The organism is Citrobacter sp. Igbk 17, from assembly GCF_028069775.1.
Lineage (GTDB): Bacteria > Pseudomonadota > Gammaproteobacteria > Enterobacterales > Enterobacteriaceae > Citrobacter.
Map to the genome: position 1 here is coordinate 41,424 of NZ_JANEWI010000031.1, position 19,471 is coordinate 60,894.

The following is a 19,471-nucleotide window of genomic DNA, read 5'->3' on the forward strand; positions in this document are numbered from 1 at the left end:
TCAGCGCGTTAAACTTTTTTGCAAAACGCCATGGTCATCGCTAAGGCAAATCAACTCTGCTGCCGATAACAACGAGCAGGGTGAATGATAACAATGATGATTTGGCTGCCTGATGACGGCATGTCGGCGCACAGTGCCTTTCTGGAGGGATGATGGAGTACTTTGATATCCGCAAAATGCCGGTTAATCTCTGGCGTAATGGTGCGGGAGAAACGCGTGAAATATGTTGTTTTCCGCCAGCAACGCGCGACTTTCACTGGCGGGCGAGTATTGCCTCCATTGCTGCGAACGGCGAATTTTCACTCTTCCCCGGCGTTGAGCGCGTTATTACGCTGCTCGAAGGGGGAGAAGTCACGCTGGAAGGCGCTAACACGCTACCGCATACGCTAAAACAGCATCAGCCTTTTACTTTCGCCGGTGACCGCGTGGTAAAAGCGAAGCTGACGGAAGGGCAGATGTCGATGGATTTTAATATCATGACCCGTCGGGATGTTTGCCAGGCGAAAGTTCGTGTGGCTGACAGGACGTTTACGACCTTTGGTTCGCGTGGCGGCGTGGTATTTGTGATTAGCGGAGCCTGGCAACTGGGGGATAAGTTGCTGACGGCTGACCAGGGGGCGTGCTGGCATGACGGTAAGCATACGTTGCGACTGTTGGAGCGTGAGGGGAAGTTGTTGTTTAGTGAGATTAACTGGAAGCCTGGTTTTTCGCCTGATTCGGTGCAATGACGTCGTTTGGGCCGGATAAGCCCTTTTGTGGTTATCCGGCACGGGTAAATCAGCGAATTACGCTTTTTTCCAGAAGTCGTCAAACACCGTAATCGGTGGGCGGCGTTTGTGTTCTGTCTTCACGTACCAGCCTTCAATTTTCTTCGCAACGTCGGCATCCAACGTTTTTCCTTCCAGATAATCGTCAATGTTGTCGTAGGTAACGCCTAATGCGGCTTCATCGGGCAGAGAAGGACGATCGTCTTCGAGGTCGGCGGTTGGCGCTTTCTTGTATAAATGTTCAGGGCAACCTAATGCCGCAAGAAGCTGCTTACCCTGACGCTTGTTGAGGCGAAATATTGGGTTAATGTCCGTGCCGCCATCGCCATACTTGGTAAAGAATCCGGTAATGGCTTCTGCGGCGTGATCGGTACCCACGACAACACCGCTGGTCATTCCGGCGATACTGTATTGTGCCTTCATACGCTCGCGGGCTTTTTCGTTGCCGCGCACAAAATCGCTCAGTTCAATACCTGCTTCCCGCAATGCCTGCTCGCTGGCCAATACCGCGCCTTTGATGTTGACGGTGAGTACACGGTCAGGTTGTATGAACGCGATCGCGTCCTGACAGTCCTGTTCATCGGCCTGCACACCATAAGGCAGGCGCACGGCAATAAACTGCAAAGCATCGTTACCCGTTTCTTCACGTAACTCGGAAATCGCCATTTGGCATAACTTTCCGGCCAGGGTGGAGTCCTGCCCACCGCTAATCCCTAACACCAGTGATTTAAGGAAAGGGTAGGTTTTGAGGTACGATTTCAGAAAATCCACGCTGCGGCGAATTTCCTCTTCTGCATTAATGTGTGGTTTGGCGCCAAGTGCCCGGATTATCTCTTGCTGCAGAGTCATTTAACCCCCTCCAAAAAATGAAATGATCAAAAATAATGATGTGTTAAAGCTAACGCGTTGACGCCCAAACGACAAGGGATGCAGCCGGATATAACATCATTTTGTTTTGATAGAATTTTCTGAAATGACCCGAGTATCCACTGACAGCTTGAAAAATGCGTTGTTGTGCTCCAGGCTTATATAACACGCTGAAAAACAAGAGGACGGAATATGAACAAGAATCTAACAGGAATTCTGAGCGCAGCGGCGGTATTGACTATGCTGGCAGGGTGTACGGCTTACGATCGTACCAAAGACCAATTTGTGCAGCCCGTGGTGAAAGATGTGAAGAAAGGGATGAGCCGGGCGCAAGTGGCGCAGATTGCCGGCAAACCGTCATCTGAAGTCAGCATGATCCATGCGCGTGGTACATGTCAGACCTACATCCTGGGTCAACGAGATGGTAAAGCAGAGACCTATTTTGTTGCATTAGATGATACTGGGCACGTGATTAATTCCGGCTACCAGACCTGTGCGGAGTACGACACCGACCCGCAGTCTGCGAAGTAGTTGCATCTGTTTATTGCCTGAGCACTCTGCAGAACCGGCCACTGTGCCGGTTTTTTTGTGTCACGCGATCTTATTTATTGTCGCGAATTATTTGCCTGAAGTGTGAGGGGTGTCATAACCACAGGTCAAGGAGAGACAATTTAGTTGGTCAATGAAATACCATCCGCTGATGCAATCCCGTATACTCATTTCAGCCACCTAAAAAAGTAATTTAGCTGACGCAAGTTACCCAGAGCATGGATGCAGGTTATGGCTTGCGGAGTGTCTGGTACACAGATAATCGCACATGAGGATCGTTTTAATGGAAAAGAAACACATTTATCTGTTTTGTTCTGCGGGCATGTCGACTTCTTTGTTAGTCTCGAAGATGCGTGCTCAGGCTGAAAAATACGAAGTGCCGGTTATCATTGAAGCGTTTCCCGAAACGCTGGCCGGAGAAAAAGGCCCAGTAGCTGATGTTGTGTTATTAGGTCCACAGATTGCTTATATGTTGCCCGAAATTCAGCGTTTGTTACCTAACAAACCTGTAGAAGTGATTGACTCGCTGTTGTATGGCAAAGTCGATGGTTTAGGCGTGCTTAAGGCTGCAGTTGCAGCAATTAAAAAAGCCGCAGCAAATTAATTATTTTATTTTAAATTTTCCCGTCAAAGAGTTATTTCATTAACATTCACCGCAATTGTTAATTGCGGTATTTAAGGGTATTTTTCTATGAGTAACGCTATTGCTTCACTTGAAAAGGTACTCCTTCCTTTTGCTGTAAAAATTGGAAAGCAGCCACACGTTAATGCAATCAAAAACGGTTTTATTCGTTTAATGCCGTTAACCCTCGCAGGGGCTATGTTTGTGTTAATCAATAACGTTTTCCTGAGCTTTGGGGAGGGGTCGTTTTTTTATTCCATGGGCATTCGACTTGATGCTTCAACTATTGAAACGCTAAATAGTTTAAAAGGCATCGGTGGGAACGTCTATAACGGTACGCTGGGTATTATGTCATTGATGGCGCCATTCTTTATCGGTATGGCGTTGGCAGAAGAACGCAAAGTCGATGCACTGGCTGCTGGTTTATTATCTGTCGCCGCATTTATGACAGTCACACCTTACAGCGTGGGCGAAGCCTATGCCGTGGGTGCTAACTGGTTGGGCGGTGCAAACATTATTTCCGGTATTATTATCGGCCTGGTGGTCGCGGAAATGTTCACCTTCGTCGTGCATCGTAATTGGGTTATTAAATTACCTGATAGCGTTCCGGCTTCTGTTTCTCGCTCGTTTTCCGCACTGATTCCTGGCTTCATTATCCTCTCTATTATGGGGATCATCGCCTGGGCGTTGAACACCTGGGGAACGAACTTCCACCAGATCATCATGGATTCCATTTCAACTCCGCTGGCGTCACTGGGTAGTGTGGTGGGTTGGGCGTACGTGATTTTTGTTCCGCTGTTGTGGTTCTTTGGTATTCACGGTTCTTTGGCACTGACTGCACTGGACAGCGGTATCATGACCCCCTGGGCACTGGAAAACATCTCTATCTACCAACAGTTTGGTTCCGTAGACGCGGCACTGGAAGCGGGTAAGACGTTCCACGTCTGGGCGAAGCCGATGCTGGACTCCTATATTTTCCTGGGAGGGAGTGGGGCAACGTTGGGTCTGATTATTGCTATCTTCCTGGCTTCTCGTCGCGCTGATTATCGTCAGGTAGCAAAACTGGCACTGCCATCAGGTCTGTTCCAGATTAACGAACCCATTCTGTTCGGTCTGCCGATTATCATGAACCCGGTTATGTTTATTCCATTCATCCTGGTTCAGCCGATTCTGGCAGCGATTACACTGGCTGCGTATTACACAGGCATTATTCCACCGATTACCAACATTGCACCGTGGACGATGCCAACCGGGTTGGGCGCATTCTTTAACACCAACGGTAGCGTCGCTGCTCTGCTGGTCGCGTTGTTTAACCTTGGTATCGCAACGCTGGTGTACCTGCCATTCGTGGTCGTCGCCAACAAAGCTCAGAACGTGATTGATAAAGAAGAAAGCGAAGAAGATATCGCTAACGCATTGAAATTCTAAATTTAATCCGGCATGGCTATGCGGCCATGCCGGACTGAACCAGAGGAAAAGAGTATGTTAGATATCGAAAATATCGTCGATACGCAGTCAGAGGCTGAAGAGCTTGAAGAAGTGGTGATGGGGCTCATCATCAACTCGGGTCAGGCACGTAGTCTGGCGTACGGCGCGCTCAAATTGGCCAAACAGGGTGATTTTGAGTCAGCGAAGACCATGATGGAGCAGTCTCGCATGGCGCTGAACGAAGCACACCTTGTCCAGACCAAACTGATTGAAGGCGATCAGGGTGAAGGTAAAATGAAAGTCAGCCTGGTGCTGGTCCATGCACAGGACCACCTGATGACGTCGATGCTGGCACGTGAACTGGTGACAGAACTGATTGAGCTTCACGAGAAGCTGAAATAGCGAGGAGTGCAGAATGCAGCTACAGATTAACGCACCGGAAATCAAAACCGTCTATGAGCAGCAGCTTTTTAATGGCAAAAATTTTCATGTGTTCATCTATAACAAAACTGAGAGCATCAGTGGGCTGCATCAGCATGATTACTACGAATTTACCCTTGTCTTAACTGGACGTTACTATCAGGAGATCAACGGTAAGCGTGTACTGCTTGAGCGTGGGGACTTTGTCTTTATCCCGTTGGGATCGCACCATCAAAGTTTCTATGATTTCGGCGCGACGCGAATTCTTAACGTTGGCATCAGTAAACGTTTTTTTGAACAGCACTATCACCCGTTGCTGCCATTTTGTTTCGTTGCATCGCAGGTGTATCGGGCGAACAGCTCGTTTCTTACCTACATCGAAACGGTTATAGCATCACTGAATTTTCGTGAAAGCGGACTGGATGAATTTGTAGAAGTGGTCACCTTCTACATTATTAATCGGTTACGCCATCATCGGGAAGAACAGGTGCTGGATGATATTCCACAATGGCTTAAAACTACCGTGGAAAGCATGCATGACAAAAGGCAGTTCAGCGAAAATGCGCTGGAAAATATGATACACCTGTCCGCAAAATCCCAGGAGTATCTGACCCGTGCAACCCAGCGTTATTACAGTAAAACGCCAATGCAGATTATTAATGAAATTCGCATTAATTTTGCTAAAAAACAGCTGGAAATGACTAACTATTCTGTAACTGATATTGCCTATGAGGCTGGTTACAGTAGTCCGAGCCTGTTTATTAAAACGTTTAAAAAGCTGACGTCGTTTACACCCAATAGCTACCGTAAGAAATTAACGGAATTTAATCAGTAGATTTTATTTACCAATAACCAATTTTTATAGCTTGCCCAAAATAGCGCTGGGACTGCCACGCTATACCTGACGAATGGGTTGAGCATAATACGTGTCAGTGTTTTTACACTGAAGGGAGAAATTATGAGCCAGAAATTAAAAGTCGTCACTATCGGTGGCGGGAGCAGCTACACCCCTGAATTACTTGAAGGCTTTATTAAGCGTTATCATGAATTACCGGTCTCTGAATTGTGGCTGGTGGATGTCGACGGTGGTAAAGAGAAGCTGGACATTATTTTTGACCTCTGCCAGCGCATGATTGATAAAGCTGGCGTCCCGATGAAAGTGTACAAAACGCTGGATCGCCGAGAAGCGCTGAAAGATGCTGATTTTGTCACCACGCAGTTGCGCGTAGGGCAACTTAAGGCTCGTGAACAGGATGAACGTATCCCTCTGAGCCATGGTTATCTGGGGCAGGAAACTAACGGTGCTGGAGGCCTGTTTAAAGGACTACGTACCATTCCGGTGATCTTTGACATTGTGAAGGATGTGGAAGAACTGTGCCCGAATGCGTGGGTGATTAACTTCACTAACCCGGCTGGCATGGTAACTGAAGCGGTCTATCGCCATACTAACTTCAAGAAGTTTATCGGCGTGTGCAATATTCCAATCGGTATGAAGATGTTTATCAGCGACGTCCTGGCGCTGAAACAGAGTGATGATTTATCCATCGATCTGTTTGGTCTGAACCATATGGTCTTCATTAAGGATGTTCTGGTCAACGGTGTGTCACGTTTTGATGAACTGCTGGACGGCGTAGCGTCGGGTCAGTTGAAAGCCTCTGGCGTGAAGAACATCTTCGATCTGCCGTTCAGTGAAGGGCTGATTCGTTCACTGAGACTGCTGCCGTGCTCGTATTTGCTGTATTACTTCAAGCCAAAAGAGATGCTGGCGATTGAAATGGGTGAATATTACAAAGGTGGCGCACGCGCACAGGTAGTACAAAAAGTTGAGAAGCAACTGTTTGATCTGTATAAAAATCCTGAGTTGAATGTTAAGCCGAAAGAGCTGGAACAGCGTGGCGGGGCTTATTACTCTGATGCCGCGTGTGAAGTCATCAATGCTATCTACAACGATAAACAGACCGAGCATTACGTCAACATTCCTCATCATGGCCATGTTGATAATATTCCTGCGGACTGGGCTGTTGAGATGACCTGCACGCTGGGACGCAATGGTGCAACGCCGCACCCACGTATCACCCATTTCGATGAAAAGGTCCTGGGCCTTATCTATACCATTAAAGGTTTTGAAGTGGCGGCGAGCAACGCAGCACTGAGCGGCGAGTTGAATGATGTACTGTTGGCGTTAAACCTGAGTCCACTAGTGCATTCAGACACTGATGCTGAAATTCTTGCCCGTGAGCTGATCCTGGCGCATGAAAAATGGCTGCCAAATTTCGCTGGATGCATCGAGAAGCTTAAAAGCGAACAACACTAACTGAGGTTGGCTATGGAACGCGTACTGATTGTGAATGCGGATGATTTTGGCCTGAGCAAAGGGCAAAACTACGGCATTGTTGAAGCCTGTCGCAATGGCATTGTCACCTCAACCACTGCTCTGGTGAATGGCGAGGCGATAGAGCATGCGGTACAGCTTAGTCGCGATTTACCGGAACTTGCCGTTGGGATGCACTTTGTCCTGACGCTTGGCAAACCGTTAACGGCGATGCCGGGTCTGACGCGTGACGGTGTGTTAGGAAAATGGATCTGGCAGATGGCAGAGGAAGATACATTGCCGCTGGACGAGATTTCTCAGGAGCTGGCTGCACAGTATCAGCGTTTTATTGACCTGTTCGGGCGGGAGCCGACGCATCTGGATAGTCATCACCACGTGCATATGTTCCCGCAGATTTTCCCGATTGTCGCCAGTTTTGCCGCGGAGAGGGGTGTTGCGTTGCGGATCGATCGGCAGACGGTGTTCCTGGCGTCCGATTTACCGGAAACGTTGCGTACCTCCCAGGGATTTAGCAGTGAGTTTTATGGCGACGCGATTTCTGAGGCCCTGTTCTTGCAGACGCTGGACGCGTCCGCAGACCGGGGAGAGTCCTCGCTGGAAGTGATGTGTCATCCGGCGTTTATCGATGACATCATTCGACAAAGTGCCTACTGTTACCCCCGCTTAACTGAGCTTGACGTACTGACGTCTTCGTCATTGAAATACGCTATTGCGGAGCGCGGTTATCGTCTTGGCAGTTTTCTGAACGTTTAATTCCTGAGTTGGCGGCGCGTCGGTGCGCCGCATTTTTTTGTCTGCGTCATTGATATTTGCCGCAACCAGTCCGTCCCCCCCGTTATCGCCACCCACTTCACGAATTCACTGTTTTTGCACCGTCCGAGGGTAAAATCAGCTAAGATAGCGTTTTTCAGATTTTTAGAATTTGTCTTTAGTGAAGCAACTGATTATGAAACCTCTTCGCCAACAAAATCGTCCGGTTATCAGCTATGTTCCTCGTGTGGAGCCAGCTCCACCAGAGCATGCGGTGAAAATGGATGCGTTTCGTGACGTATGGATACTGCGCGGAAAATATGTCGCTTTTGTCTTAATGGGGGAGGCGTTTCAGCGTTCGCCTGCATTTACGGTTCCGGAGTCGGCACAGCGCTGGGCTAACCAAATTCGCCAGGAAAACGAACTGAGCGATTAATTAGATATAAAAAAACCGCCGGGGAATAACTCACCGGCGGTTTTTTGTTTTATACAGACAGGCTTTTAGCGATGCGCCAGTTCGGCGTGATCGTCGCTGTCCAGAATCGTTTTATCGGTCTGTTTCAGCCATTGGCTGGTAAGCGTACCCGCGGTCATGGAACCGCTAACGTTCAATGCAGTACGGCCCATATCGATCAGTGGTTCAACAGAAATCAGCAGAGCAACCAATGTGACCGGCAGACCCATGGCAGGCAGTACGATCAGTGCCGCGAAGGTCGCGCCACCGCCCACACCCGCAACCCCTGCGGAACTGACGGTCACGATACCCACCAGTGTGGCAATCCACATTGGGTCCAGCGGGTTAATACCGACAGTCGGTGCCACCATCACGGCCAGCATCGCCGGGTACAGACCCGCACAACCGTTTTGACCAATCGTTGCACCAAAAGAGGCGGCAAAGCTGGCAATGGACTCAGGGACGCCCAGGCGACGGGTTTGTGCTTCGACGTTCAGTGGAATAGAAGCGGCGCTGGAGCGGCTGGTGAAGGCGAAAGTCAATACCGGCCAGACTTTGCGGAAGTATTTCAGTGGGCTAACGCCGTTAATACCCAGCAGGATGCCGTGTACGACGAACATAATGCCCAGGCCGAGATACGAGGCAACGACGAAGCTGCCCAGCTTGATGATGTCCTGCAGATTGGAACCGGCAACCACTTTGGTCATCAGCGCCAGAACACCGTACGGAGTCAGTTGCATCACCAGACGAACCAGCTTCATCACCCAGCTCTGCAGGGTATCGATAGCCGTTAATACGCGCTCGCCTTTTGGCGCATCATCTTTCAGCAGTTTAAGTGCCGCAACGCCCAGGAAGGCCGCGAAAATAACGACGCTGATAATCGACGTCGGGTTTGCACCCGTAAGATCGGCAAATGGGTTTTTCGGGATAAACGACAGCACCAACTGCGGCACGCTGAGGTCGGCAACTTTACCCACATAATTGGTTTCAATGGCGGTCAGGCGTGCGGTTTCAGCGCCGCCTTGCACCAGCCCTTCAGCAGTCAGACCAAACAGGTTTGTCACCAGAACACCCACCAGTGCGGCGATCAGCGTGGTAAACAGTAGCGTTCCGATAGTGAGGAAACTAATTTTGCCCAACTGAGAGGCGTTGTGCAGACGCGCAACGGCACTGAGAATAGAAGCAAAAACCAGCGGCATAACAATCATTTGCAGCAGTTGTACGTAACCGTTGCCGACAATGTTAAACCACTGTACGGAATCTTTCAGTACCTGGCTGTCGGACCCGTAAATGGTGTGCAGGGCGAGACCAAACACCACGCCCATGACCAGACCGACCAGTACTTTTTTGGCCAGACTCCACTGTTTGTGGCGGGCTTGCGCCAGCACGAACAGCAGTACTACGAACACGATAATGTTCGCGATTAATGGAAAGTTCATCCCCGTTCTCCTGATCTTATTATGCGTATCACCATGTAATGGTGATTCTGTTGGCGCAAGATTAGCAGAACTGTGACTTGCCTCTTATATTCAAATGGAATTGTTTATACCTAAAATGACATTTTGGCTGTTTTATTAATCAGCCTGGTGCTTTATAAACCGATTAAACTGCATCTGTAGCGTGTTAATCATCTGCGATGACCAGCGCACTGCGCTGTTTTCCGGCATCGTCTGAGGCATCCAGATGGCCCAGGCAAACAGCGCCATGCACAAAAAGCGCTCCAGCTGATTTCCCTTCTGCGGGACGAGGATTGGCAGACGAAAGCGCCAGCGACAGGGCCAAAGCAGGGGAACGCCTGCCGGGGTCAGCATATCGGCCAGTATGTGACTGAGATAGCCCAACACCATACCTTGTAGCGCATCGGCCGGGATTATCCAGCTATCCGGAACTTTCAGGTAAAACGTGGCCAGCAGGGCAAAGACGGCCAGCAGGCTGTGTGTAAACCCGCGATGGCCAAATGCCCGGGCAATAGGCTTTGATATCCACTTCAGCCGCTGCCCAAGCAGGGATTTCGGGTGATCGATATCGGGCAGCAGACACGTTAGAATGGCCGAAGGCACAATATGCCACCAGTCACCCTGAGCGAGAACGGGTGTCAGCTCGGCATTTTTGGCAAATACCGCACAGGCAATAGAAAAAAGAAGGTGGCCTTCCGCCGTCATGATAAAACCCAATAAACTGTCAATTCATACAGTATAGGGGTTTTATACAGTAGGCGGAAGAGGTGACGTTGTAACCCTTTGTCACAAATGCACGATTAACGCGCCAACCAACCGCCGTCTACGGCAAGCGTGTAACCATTAATATAATCAGAAGCCTGGCTGGCGAGAAAAACGACCGGGCCTTGTAAGTCATCCGGTGTTCCCCAGCGCCCCGCGGGAATACGATCGACGATTTGCTGATTACGCGTACTGTCTTCGCGCAACTGCTGCGTATTGTTTGTCGCCATATAACCTGGTGCGATGGCATTGACATTAATTCCCTGAGCTGCCCACTCATTAGCCAGTAGGCGGGTGATCCCAAGCACGCCGCTTTTTGATGCGGTGTAGGACGGAACGCGGATTCCCCCCTGAAAAGAGAGCATTGAGGCAATATTGATAATTTTACCGCCATTACCCTGCGCCAGGAACTGACGCGCCACCGCCTGCGACAGAAAGAAAACGGATTTGAGATTCAGGTTCATTACGTCATCCCAGTCTTTTTCACTAAAATCCAGCGCGTCCTGGCGACGAATCGTACCTGCATTGTTGACCAGAATATCGACCCGACCAAATACCGCAACAGTTTGCGTCACGATGCTGGACAGCGCCTCCTGTTGGCTGAGGTCGGCCTGAATGGCCATAAAACGCCGACCAACTGCGGTGATTTTTTCCTCGGTGTCATGCGGGATTTTGCGGTTTACGCCAACCACGTCACATCCGGCTTCAGCCAGCGCCAGGGCCATACCTTGCCCAAGCCCGGTATCACAACCGGTGACGATTGCGACTTTATCCTTAAGACGAAACGCGTCCAGAACCATGTTCACCTCAGCTATTTTTACTGTTAATGCATTGCGATAGCAGAAGGATAGAAGAGGTTGAACAAAAATACAATAAAATTGAAACGGTGTTTTAATTTTATTGATCAAGCAAAGAAAAGGGCAATATGGTCATTGCCCGGAGGGAGATTAACCGTGAAGATGCCCGGCAGTGAGCTCCGTCAATGAGGCCAGTTTGACGTCGGCAAGCACAAAACGGGGATCATCCTGATTTTCATGGGCGGGGACAACAATTGAGCGCATTCGAGCGGCTTTCGACGCAATCATCCCGTTCACGGAATCTTCCAGCGCAACACAAGATAACGGGGGTACCCCCAGCTTCTGGGCACAATCGAGGTAAACCTGCGGGTGTGGTTTGCTGTAAGGTAATTTTTCTGCCGAGGCCAGTGCGTCAAAGCTATCGCGCAGATCAAACATGGTCAGCACTTTTTCCAGCATATGCAGCGGTGACGCTGAGGCCAGTCCTACCAGCATCCCCTGGGATTTGCATAGCGCTACAGCTTCACGTACGCCCGGCAACAGTGGTCTTGTTTCTTCTACCAGTGCAATGGCCCGTGTAATGATGCGTTCCGTCACCTCCTGACGAGAGGGACCGTTCCACGGTTGCTGTGCGAACCAAAGATCAACAACCATATCGATACGTAAACCGAGCGTATCGGGAAGTTCATGGCGGCGGGTGATATCTACGCCTAAACTTGCAATCACATCCAGTTCAGCCTGATCCCAGAGCGGTTCTGAATCGACCAGTAATCCATCCATATCGAAAATTGCAGCAAGAATTTGACGCGGGGTTGACATCACAACCTCTCCTTTAGGGTGATAACAGGGATTAAGAGCCCACCAGAACGAGCTCTAAGCGTTCATTATGGCTAATTTGGCAGTATACCGCCTTTAAAGATCAGGCGAAAACGGTTATCAACGGGTAAACTTAGGCCAAAATGACACGTCTTTATCAAGGGGAACTCATGACGTATCAACAAGCTGGACGCATTGCTGTCTTGAAAAGGTTGCTGGGATGGGTGATTTTCATCCCGGCGCTGATTTCAACACTGGTTTCAGTACTGAAGTTTATGTACGCGCACAGCGAAAAGCAGGAAGGGATTAATGCAGTAATGCTCGATTTTGCCCATGTGATGATCGACATGATGCGTGTGAATACGCCGTTTCTTAACCTGTTCTGGTATAACTCGCCGACACCGAATTTTCAGACCGGACTGAATCTTGTTTTTTGGTTGATTTTCATTCTGATATTCATCGGTCTGGCATTGCAGGACTCTGGCGCCAGAATGAGTCGTCAGGCGCGTTTTTTACGCGAGGGCGTTGAAGATCAGTTGATTCTGGAACAGGCAAAAGGCAGTGAGGGGTTATCGCGTGAGCAAATAGAGTCGCGTATTGTCGTGCCACACCATACGATCTTTTTACAAATCTTCCCGCTCTATATTTTGCCGGTGATCGTTATCGTGATCGGCTATGTCTTCTTTTCATTACTGGGCTTTTTGTAAGTCCGATATTATCAGGCCTGGGTTACGTGAAGCATCAGGCCTGATAAACAAAGCCGCCTTCGGGCTATCTATACGTTAAGCCGCCAGTAACCTTTCCATCGCTTTTTGCGCCACCACCAGATGCTGCCCGCCAAACAGAATTGCCCGATTAAGCAGCGTATACAACTGATAGATAGGCTGCCTGTCGAGAAAATCTAACGGTAGCGGCGAGACAGACTGATAACCGTCATAAATCTGCGGTGGCTGATCGGTATGTAACGGCAACATTGCCAGGTCGCACTCTCTGTCGCCCCAGTAACAGGCGGGGTCAAAAATGTAGGGGCCATTCGGTCCGAGCGCACAGTTTGCCGACCACAAATCGCCGTGCAGGAGAGAAGGCTGTGGCTGATGGGAGGAGAGTCGCTGCTGAACGTGATCGACAATGGCGTCAATATTGCCAAACGCGATGCCTTTTTCCGCCGCAAGTTCCAGTTGCCAGCCGATGCGTTGTTCGGCGAAGAAGGTTGACCAGCGACGCTGCCAGGCATTGGGTTGCGGTGTAGTGGAGAGTGCATTATCGAAGTCGAGGCCGAACTGTGGCTGATCGCTCCATTCGTGCAAATGTGCAAGTTGTTGTCCGAGAATAAACGCGTTGTGGGCATCAAGCGGGCGGGGAGGGAGGAAGTCCATAACCAGAAAACTGTAATCTCTGTCTGCACCCACTGCCCAGACTTTGGGAACAGAAACGGTTTGACTTCGGGAAAGCAGTTCTAACTGGTCTGCCTCCGCCGTAAAGCCAGACAACAGCTCTCTTTCATCACATTTGACGAAAAAATCGCGCCCCGCATAGCGTAAATGCCATGCGGCGTGGATCTCTCCGCCGGGCAGTTCATTACGCAGTTCGATTTCGCCTTCACCTAATTGCTCGCTTAAAAGACGACTGATAGCCTGCCACATGATGTCTCTCCCCATGTTGTCTGCCAGATCATAAGGTTAGCGCAAGAATGCGGTAAAAAAACACGAACTGACGCACACCGTAGACGCGTCATCGCGGGAAAGGCACTTATTGTATGTCGTGCTTCCACACCTCCCTGAGAAATGACGACTTTCGGTTTAACATGATTCACTTCTTTGTAATCACGTGATTTTTTATCATAGACGCATAATACACATGTCGACAGTTTTGTCGGTAAATCCCCCTTAATGCTTGATAAGGGGGATGGTGTAATCACTGGGCAAGATACGAATATATTTTTTGCGTATCGTCCAGCGCGCACAGACGAGTGCCCTGATTCAGCGTTGCTGCGCTACCCGCAGCGACGCCAAAACGCACAATCTCTTCAAACGGGGCATTTTCTGCCAGTTTCAACGTCATCGCGCCGACCATACTGTCGCCTGCGCCAACGGTACTTTGGCTTTTCACCGGCGGTGGGACGACCTGGACGCATGTTTCTTTATTGACGCCCAATGCCCCTTGTGGCCCAAGAGAGACCACAACGCGAAGCGCTTTGCCGCTTTGTATAATCTCCTGTGCTGCTTTGCGAACGTCATCGGGTTGTGTGAGTTCGCGTTTCACCAGTGCACTCAATTCTTTGAGGTTGGGTTTTACCAGTTCGATACCGCCGATGGCTAATGCCGCTGTCAGCGCCTCACCAGAGCTATCGACAATGCAGCGAATACCCTGTTTTTGTACGGTGGTGATGAGCCGTGTCAGTTTCTCTATTTGTACACCGGGCGGCAAACTGCCGCTAATGACCAGTATCGCACCCGATTCAATTTCCAGTACCTGATCCTGCAGTTGGTAGAATTCGTCATCAGTCAGCGCGGCACCGGGCATGACAAAACGATACTGCTCACCGCTGGATTCGACGTGGACATGGAGATTTTGTCGGGTCCAGTCTTTGGCTTCGATAGTCGAGACGGGAACATTTTCGTCGGCAAGTAAAGAAACTAAGTGCTCGCCAGTCGCACCACCGACCGGAAAGATGGCCGTTGCAGTTCCGCCAAGATGTGCAATGGCACGGGCGACGTTGATGCCTCCACCGCCAGGTTCAAAAACCGGTGAGGTACAGCGAAGTTTACCTTCGGGGTAGATTTGTGGGGTGATTGTTGCGCTATCGAGAGAGGGCGCAAGTGTTAACGTATAGATACGTACCATCTTTACCTCCTGTTAGGCTGACCCCAGTCTGGCACTTAACGTCACGAAAGTGAAGTAATTAACAACATGATTTCTCGCAGCTTTATTTAAAATTCTCGTGCCAAAGATATATAAATAAAATAAAGGATTAAGAACGCTCTTATTCAAAAAATGAAATAAGAATTTATTGCTATGTTATTCGAGTCTTTTTATAATTTGTTACCTTTCAAGGGTCTTTTGTCATTGATCCACATGAAAGTTTCCGAGACCGTTATGGTCTCTTTTTTTGTTGTACGGACTCTTTATAAATGAAGCTTTTGAAGACAGTGCCCGCAGCAGTATTGCTGACGGGGTGCGTGTTTGCGTCAATGCATGCCGCCGCCGATGATTCCGTTTTTACTGTCATGGATGACCCTTCCAGCGCGAAAAAACCCTTTGAAGGTAACCTGAACGCGGGATATCTTGCCCAGTCAGGCAACACAAAAAGTTCTTCTTTAACCGCAGACACCACCATGACCTGGTATGGTCAATCTACGGCGTGGTCTCTGTGGGGAAATGCCAGCAACACCTCCTCAAATGATGAGCGTTCATCTGAGAAATATGCTGTAGGTGGTCGTAGTCGTTACAACATGACTGACTATGACTATCTCTTTGGTCAGGCCAGTTGGTTAACAGACCGTTATAACGGATATCGTGAGCGTGATGTGCTAACGGCCGGTTATGGTCGCCAGTTTCTTAATGGACCGGTGCACAGCTTCCGCTTTGAATTCGGTCCTGGTGTACGTTATGACGAGCACACTGATGGCACCACTGAAACGCAGCCGTTAGGTTATGCGTCCGGGGCTTATGCGTGGCAGATGACGGACAACACCAAGTTTACGCAGGGTGTGTCGGTATTTGGTGCCGATGATACAACGCTGAATTCTGAAACGGCCTTGAATGTTGCTATCAACGAACACTTTGGATTGAAGGTTGCGTACAACGTGACCTGGAACTCCGAACCGCCGGCAACCGCGCCGGAGCATACCGATCGCCGCACGACGGTTTCGCTCGGCTATCGGATGTAATAGTTAGCCGGGCCAGTTAAATGGCCCGGCTTTTATAAATTAACGTTAAGTACTTTTATTATCCTAACCGCGCTTTATTTTTGACGCTTTTCTGACATCCCGCATTTTTAGACGCTTTCAATTTAATGAATAAATAGGCTGTCCTGAAAATGGCATTTCAGCATTACCGTCATAATTAAACACAATTAACAGTCTGTAGAATATATTTGCTCAGGTTGGCATAGTGCTTCTGACGTTTAACCCCAGATCATGGCTGCCCAGCGTAGCATCAGCATTGCCGCACAAATAACCAGCAGTATTACAACCATCTTCCCGTGTTTTTTGGCAAAACGATTTGTTGGCATTGTTCTTTTCCTGCCCAGGTCAGACCATTCGACTTAGTGTAACAAAGATAGAAGGGTGTCCGTGAATTGATTTACATCATGGAAAGCGCATTGATTGCAGCTTTGATCGGCTCGTAATGCCGTGTACACTGTCAAACGATGTTATCAAAAAACGGGCGTAGGTCCAGCGTTGCCTGTCAGGTGACCTGTGACATATTTCGCAGAGTGAAGCGGGAATCAGCCCAGACCTTTTTGATAATTTTAAATATTGAATCTTTGTATGTGCTCTTACGTGTAGGCCATCAGTGCCATTCCGTTCTGTTCATCCCCGTTTTATCCTCCAGTTTCAAACCCCTGCTAACATTGACTAAATCCTCTATGGGTGTTTCACTCCGTTTTACCATATTCCAATTTATGCCATGAAAAACGTGTACACATCGATGTACATATCTGGCGGGTGTACACCACATGCTTACTGATACCAAGCTCCGCAAAATGAACGGCAAGCCGATAGAGAAGCGCATTGAGCTATCCGATGCTAATGGCCTGTCGGTTCGTATCACTCCTAATGGCGTAATCGTCTTCCAGTATCGTTATAAATTTGGCGGCAAACCTCGACGCATGACACTTGGGCAATATGACCAGGTATCGCTGAAAGAGGCAAGGGATCTGGTGTTTGAATATAAGAAGCTTCTCTCGGCTGGAAAAGACCCAATCACTGCCAGAGATATGAGCATAGCTGACAGTATTAAAGCGGCCACGGTTAAAGATTGCATCACAGCTTGGCTGGAAAGCGCCGGCGCTAGCAAGTTGGTAAGAAGAGATGAGTGGGAAAGGGCACTTAACCGTCATGTGGTTCCCTACGTCGGGAGTATGCTAGTAGACGAAATGGTTATTTCTCACTGGCAACCGGTATTCAAGCTCATGCGGGAAAATGGGGCAGAAACCTATGCCGGGGAGATCCTCTCTCGCATGAAAACCATCTTTTCATATTGCATCCGCACCGAGATGATTAAGAGAAATCCAGTTTCTGATTTGCGAGTTCTCGATGTGGGGAAACCAGCGAAGAAGGGACACCGTTATCTTAACGATAAAGAAATAGGTGCGTTCTGGCATGCTGTAGAAGCTTCGACGGTTACTTATCAAAACAAGTTGCTGTTAAAGCTACTGTTACTTACCGGGTGTCGTGGTGTTGAGTTGCGCCTGGCGAAGAAGGCTGATTTTGATCTGGATGGAAGAGTCTGGCGTGTGCCGGATGAAAACTCTAAGACTAGGGAGCCATTCGAAAGGGGTCTGTCTGTAAAGGCGGTTGAAATTCTTAATGAAGCGTTTGAGTTGTACCCCAACTTCAGCCAGGTATTCCCGCCAGCAACAAAGAAAGAAGATCGCCCAATGGCTGCCAGCGTGATACTGAATCTTGCGATACGGCTTCGATCCGACATGACCATTGAGCATTGGTCGATACATGATTTGCGGCGTACTGCGAAAACGAAGATGGCAGAACTCGGGATCCCTCCACATATCTCCGAGAAGGTGCTGGGCCATAAACTTGGAGGAGTCCTCGCCATTTATGACCAGCACAGCTATGTGAGAGAGCAGCAGGAGGCGTTAGATGTCCTGGCCGCTCACATTCAGTCATGCGTTGACTCAATGAACCCCTGAGCCTCCATGAAGCGCATTACGTCGCAATACCGATATTGCTCGCCACCGCGACCCGGGTTAGTGCCGGGAGCTTTGTTTGGGAACGGTGTCCCGGCTGCTAGCCACTGCTTGCGCTTGCGATAAAACGTCGTGCGCGAGATCCCACCGAGCATCTGCTGAACAGTTTCTCTGTTGATGATGACTGGTTTGATAGAAATATTGTGATTCATTGAATACCCCATCGGCCCGTTCCCGGGCCGGTTATAAAAATCAATTCACCTGGCCCGGCAGTGCACGGAGCCGGCGCATACCTGTCATTGCCGTGGCCACATAGCTCGCCTTACGGTTAACCACCTCAACCCAGACCTTCACGCCTTCAACTCTCACCGTGTATGTCTCCTTCATCTTGCTGCGCCCGTAGTCACCGTAACGCTCGTGATGAGTGGCCAGCGCGATGTCGCATGCCTGGCGCGCTAATGGGGATTGCTGATTGGCTCGGTTAATTAGTCGCATGGTCGTCTCCTTCGATACGCTCAAACTCAATAACCCAGACCCATGGGTTGGCGTTCCAGCTTTCTTCGCCGTAGATGTGTTGCCACGTCTGCCCAAACCATGAGCGAGAGAAGTCAGGGAACCCGTATTCCTGTGAAACACAGTCGATGGATGGATGACTTGGCGGGGCACCTTCTGCAATAGCGTCGGCCTGGCTGATGGCGTTCAGTCGCTCAACTCGAATATCGATAATTTCCAGAAGAAGTCTGGATGCCCAGCGTGGCATGTGGATTGATGGCCGCCAGCAGCAATGCAGATTATCGTCAGCATCGAAAAACTCTGGTGCAGGCTTGCCATCAGCCTTGTAAACGCAGAACTTAGCTTTCTCAAATGGTGTGGAGTCTTTGCAATAGGCGTCCATCTGATCGAAATCGAATAATGGCCCTTGGAACGTCTCGCGCACCCAGATGCGATCGCCAACTTCTCCATAAGGACAACCGAACACTTTTGAACGCATCTTTAGTCCGCACGCATCGGATTGCGACCAAAAATACTTCCCGTTATCTCTACCATTTTTGGAGTCAATTACCCGGCGTAATCCCAGCTCTGAATGTTCTGGCTGAATCGCCATAATCCGCCGCGTTTGCGTCTTCCTGCTGTCGAGAATGGCGCGAACCATTTCACTGTTAAAAATCATTCCGCGTTCAGTCATTCCAGGCCTCCAGCTCGTTCTGAATCTCTTCGTCAATCTCGTCGTTGCTGGCATTTTCATTGAGGTAGCTCAACGCTTCTTTTCTATACTGCGCACGGCGATCGCCGTACCACGCTGAAAACTCAGGTGACCAGCCGCGACCATTACCCTGAAAATCTACCAGAGCGTTGTCCTCTGCCATGCGCTCAACCATGCAGTCTGCAGTTGTCAGGGCGTACTCACGGATATACCGGCGTAGATCCTGCTTGCGCCAGTACGGACTATATTTCGAGTCGCAACGACCTTTAAATTCGACGGTCCAGCGACGGATGCAACGTGCATTTAATGATTTGCTCATCTCGTTACCGGGAGGGCGAACCCTCCCGCCTCCCTTAGCCCACGTATTCCGGTTT

The 19,471-nt window shown here is 49.5% G+C and carries 24 protein-coding genes; 12 read left to right on the top strand and 12 right to left on the bottom strand.

From position 1 onward, the window contains the following. The first annotated feature begins 152 nt into the window (after positions 1-152). The gene (gene ves, locus NNO08_RS17340; RefSeq protein ID WP_048211887.1) at positions 153-728 is read left to right on the top strand and encodes an environmental stress-induced protein Ves; all 576 of its coding nucleotides are present in this window, start codon (positions 153-155) and stop codon (positions 726-728) included. Between the two features lie 57 nt (positions 729-785). Here ves and nadE read toward each other — a convergent pair whose 3' ends face one another. Beyond that, entirely contained in the window at positions 786-1,616 is an 831-nt protein-coding gene (gene nadE / locus NNO08_RS17345; RefSeq protein WP_202038823.1) for an ammonia-dependent NAD(+) synthetase, read from the bottom strand. A gap of 210 nt (positions 1,617-1,826) precedes the next feature. Here nadE and osmE point away from each other — a divergent pair, with 210 nt between their 5' ends. From osmE to cedA, 8 genes are all read left to right on the top strand, one after another. Continuing rightward, positions 1,827-2,165, top strand: a complete 339-nt coding sequence (osmE, locus tag NNO08_RS17350) for an osmotically-inducible lipoprotein OsmE (RefSeq protein WP_202038822.1) — start codon at positions 1,827-1,829, stop codon at positions 2,163-2,165. Positions 2,166-2,466: 301 nt separating this feature from the next. Then, positions 2,467-2,787, top strand: a complete 321-nt coding sequence (chbB, locus tag NNO08_RS17355; RefSeq protein WP_003832547.1) for a PTS N,N'-diacetylchitobiose transporter subunit IIB — start codon at positions 2,467-2,469, stop codon at positions 2,785-2,787. An 87-nt stretch (positions 2,788-2,874) separates the two neighbouring features. Next, positions 2,875-4,233 (top strand): PTS N,N'-diacetylchitobiose transporter subunit IIC, encoded by a 1,359-nt coding sequence (gene chbC, locus NNO08_RS17360; RefSeq protein WP_040233680.1) that lies wholly within the window; start codon positions 2,875-2,877, stop codon positions 4,231-4,233. A gap of 54 nt (positions 4,234-4,287) precedes the next feature. Then, positions 4,288-4,635 carry a PTS N,N'-diacetylchitobiose transporter subunit IIA gene (chbA, locus tag NNO08_RS17365; protein WP_137383373.1) on the top strand — a complete coding sequence of 116 codons (348 nt, stop codon included), beginning with the start codon at positions 4,288-4,290 and terminating at the stop codon, positions 4,633-4,635. A 13-nt stretch (positions 4,636-4,648) separates the two neighbouring features. Continuing rightward, positions 4,649-5,488, top strand: coding sequence for a transcriptional regulator ChbR (chbR, locus tag NNO08_RS17370; RefSeq protein WP_271454269.1), 840 nt, complete (start codon positions 4,649-4,651; stop codon positions 5,486-5,488). Positions 5,489-5,611: 123 nt separating this feature from the next. Then, on the top strand, positions 5,612-6,967 hold the full coding sequence (locus NNO08_RS17375; RefSeq protein ID WP_271449097.1) for a 6-phospho-beta-glucosidase: 1,356 nt from the start codon (positions 5,612-5,614) through the stop codon (positions 6,965-6,967). A 12-nt stretch (positions 6,968-6,979) separates the two neighbouring features. Continuing rightward, positions 6,980-7,738: a chitin disaccharide deacetylase gene (gene chbG, locus NNO08_RS17380; protein WP_271441129.1), complete on the top strand. Its 759-nt coding sequence runs from the start codon at positions 6,980-6,982 to the stop codon at positions 7,736-7,738. Between the two features lie 169 nt (positions 7,739-7,907). Next, positions 7,908-8,171: a cell division activator CedA gene (gene cedA, locus NNO08_RS17385; protein WP_071887334.1), complete on the top strand. Its 264-nt coding sequence runs from the start codon at positions 7,908-7,910 to the stop codon at positions 8,169-8,171. A gap of 65 nt (positions 8,172-8,236) precedes the next feature. Here the strand turns inward: cedA and tcyP are convergent, their stop codons facing one another. The 4 genes from tcyP to hxpB all read right to left on the bottom strand — a co-directional run bounded on the left by tcyP (position 8,237) and on the right by hxpB (position 12,024). Next, entirely contained in the window at positions 8,237-9,628 is a 1,392-nt protein-coding gene (gene tcyP / locus NNO08_RS17390) for a cystine/sulfocysteine:cation symporter (RefSeq protein WP_137383368.1), read from the bottom strand. A 135-nt stretch (positions 9,629-9,763) separates the two neighbouring features. After that, positions 9,764-10,351 carry a metal-dependent hydrolase gene (locus NNO08_RS17395; RefSeq protein ID WP_170974385.1) on the bottom strand — a complete coding sequence of 196 codons (588 nt, stop codon included), beginning with the start codon at positions 10,349-10,351 and terminating at the stop codon, positions 9,764-9,766. 95 nt (positions 10,352-10,446) lie between these two features. Further along, on the bottom strand, positions 10,447-11,208 hold the full coding sequence (gene kduD / locus NNO08_RS17400; protein ID WP_271441128.1) for a 2-dehydro-3-deoxy-D-gluconate 5-dehydrogenase KduD: 762 nt from the start codon (positions 11,206-11,208) through the stop codon (positions 10,447-10,449). Positions 11,209-11,355: 147 nt separating this feature from the next. Further along, on the bottom strand, positions 11,356-12,024 hold the full coding sequence (hxpB, locus tag NNO08_RS17405; RefSeq protein ID WP_271457184.1) for a hexitol phosphatase HxpB: 669 nt from the start codon (positions 12,022-12,024) through the stop codon (positions 11,356-11,358). Positions 12,025-12,191: 167 nt separating this feature from the next. Between hxpB and NNO08_RS17410 the strand changes: the two genes are divergently transcribed. Then, positions 12,192-12,728, top strand: a complete 537-nt coding sequence (locus tag NNO08_RS17410) for a YniB family protein (RefSeq protein ID WP_271457185.1) — start codon at positions 12,192-12,194, stop codon at positions 12,726-12,728. 75 nt (positions 12,729-12,803) lie between these two features. Here NNO08_RS17410 and NNO08_RS17415 read toward each other — a convergent pair whose 3' ends face one another. After that, positions 12,804-13,664 carry a fructosamine kinase family protein gene (locus NNO08_RS17415; protein WP_101741711.1) on the bottom strand — a complete coding sequence of 287 codons (861 nt, stop codon included), beginning with the start codon at positions 13,662-13,664 and terminating at the stop codon, positions 12,804-12,806. Between the two features lie 271 nt (positions 13,665-13,935). Beyond that, positions 13,936-14,865: a 6-phosphofructokinase II gene (gene pfkB, locus NNO08_RS17420; protein WP_271457186.1), complete on the bottom strand. Its 930-nt coding sequence runs from the start codon at positions 14,863-14,865 to the stop codon at positions 13,936-13,938. A gap of 287 nt (positions 14,866-15,152) precedes the next feature. On the opposite strand from pfkB, the gene NNO08_RS17425 reads away from it, so the two are divergent. Then, a complete protein-coding gene (locus NNO08_RS17425; RefSeq protein WP_137383363.1) occupies positions 15,153-15,911 on the top strand; it encodes a DUF481 domain-containing protein in 759 nt (252 codons plus the stop codon). Between the two features lie 236 nt (positions 15,912-16,147). Here NNO08_RS17425 and yniD read toward each other — a convergent pair whose 3' ends face one another. Then, positions 16,148-16,255 carry a small membrane protein YniD gene (gene yniD / locus NNO08_RS17430; protein ID WP_271449094.1) on the bottom strand — a complete coding sequence of 36 codons (108 nt, stop codon included), beginning with the start codon at positions 16,253-16,255 and terminating at the stop codon, positions 16,148-16,150. A 447-nt stretch (positions 16,256-16,702) separates the two neighbouring features. Here yniD and NNO08_RS17435 point away from each other — a divergent pair, with 447 nt between their 5' ends. Then, on the top strand, positions 16,703-17,896 hold the full coding sequence (locus tag NNO08_RS17435) for a tyrosine-type recombinase/integrase (protein WP_271457187.1): 1,194 nt from the start codon (positions 16,703-16,705) through the stop codon (positions 17,894-17,896). Here the strand turns inward: NNO08_RS17435 and NNO08_RS17440 are convergent. The 4 genes from NNO08_RS17440 to NNO08_RS17455 are packed head-to-tail and all read right to left on the bottom strand — an operon-like array spanning position 17,866 to position 19,416. Then, complete coding sequence (locus tag NNO08_RS17440; protein WP_249417265.1) at positions 17,866-18,117, bottom strand: hypothetical protein; 252 nt, start codon at positions 18,115-18,117, stop codon at positions 17,866-17,868. The genes NNO08_RS17435 and NNO08_RS17440 overlap by 31 nt on opposite strands. Before the next feature lie 28 nt (positions 18,118-18,145). Beyond that, positions 18,146-18,388: a DUF4060 family protein gene (locus NNO08_RS17445; RefSeq protein ID WP_271457188.1), complete on the bottom strand. Its 243-nt coding sequence runs from the start codon at positions 18,386-18,388 to the stop codon at positions 18,146-18,148. Then, positions 18,375-19,079 carry a hypothetical protein gene (locus NNO08_RS17450; protein WP_271457189.1) on the bottom strand — a complete coding sequence of 235 codons (705 nt, stop codon included), beginning with the start codon at positions 19,077-19,079 and terminating at the stop codon, positions 18,375-18,377. Before NNO08_RS17450 ends, NNO08_RS17445 begins: the two co-directional genes overlap by 14 nt. Beyond that, positions 19,072-19,416 (bottom strand): hypothetical protein, encoded by a 345-nt coding sequence (locus tag NNO08_RS17455; protein WP_271457193.1) that lies wholly within the window; start codon positions 19,414-19,416, stop codon positions 19,072-19,074. Before NNO08_RS17455 ends, NNO08_RS17450 begins: the two co-directional genes overlap by 8 nt. Positions 19,417-19,471 lie beyond the last annotated feature (55 nt).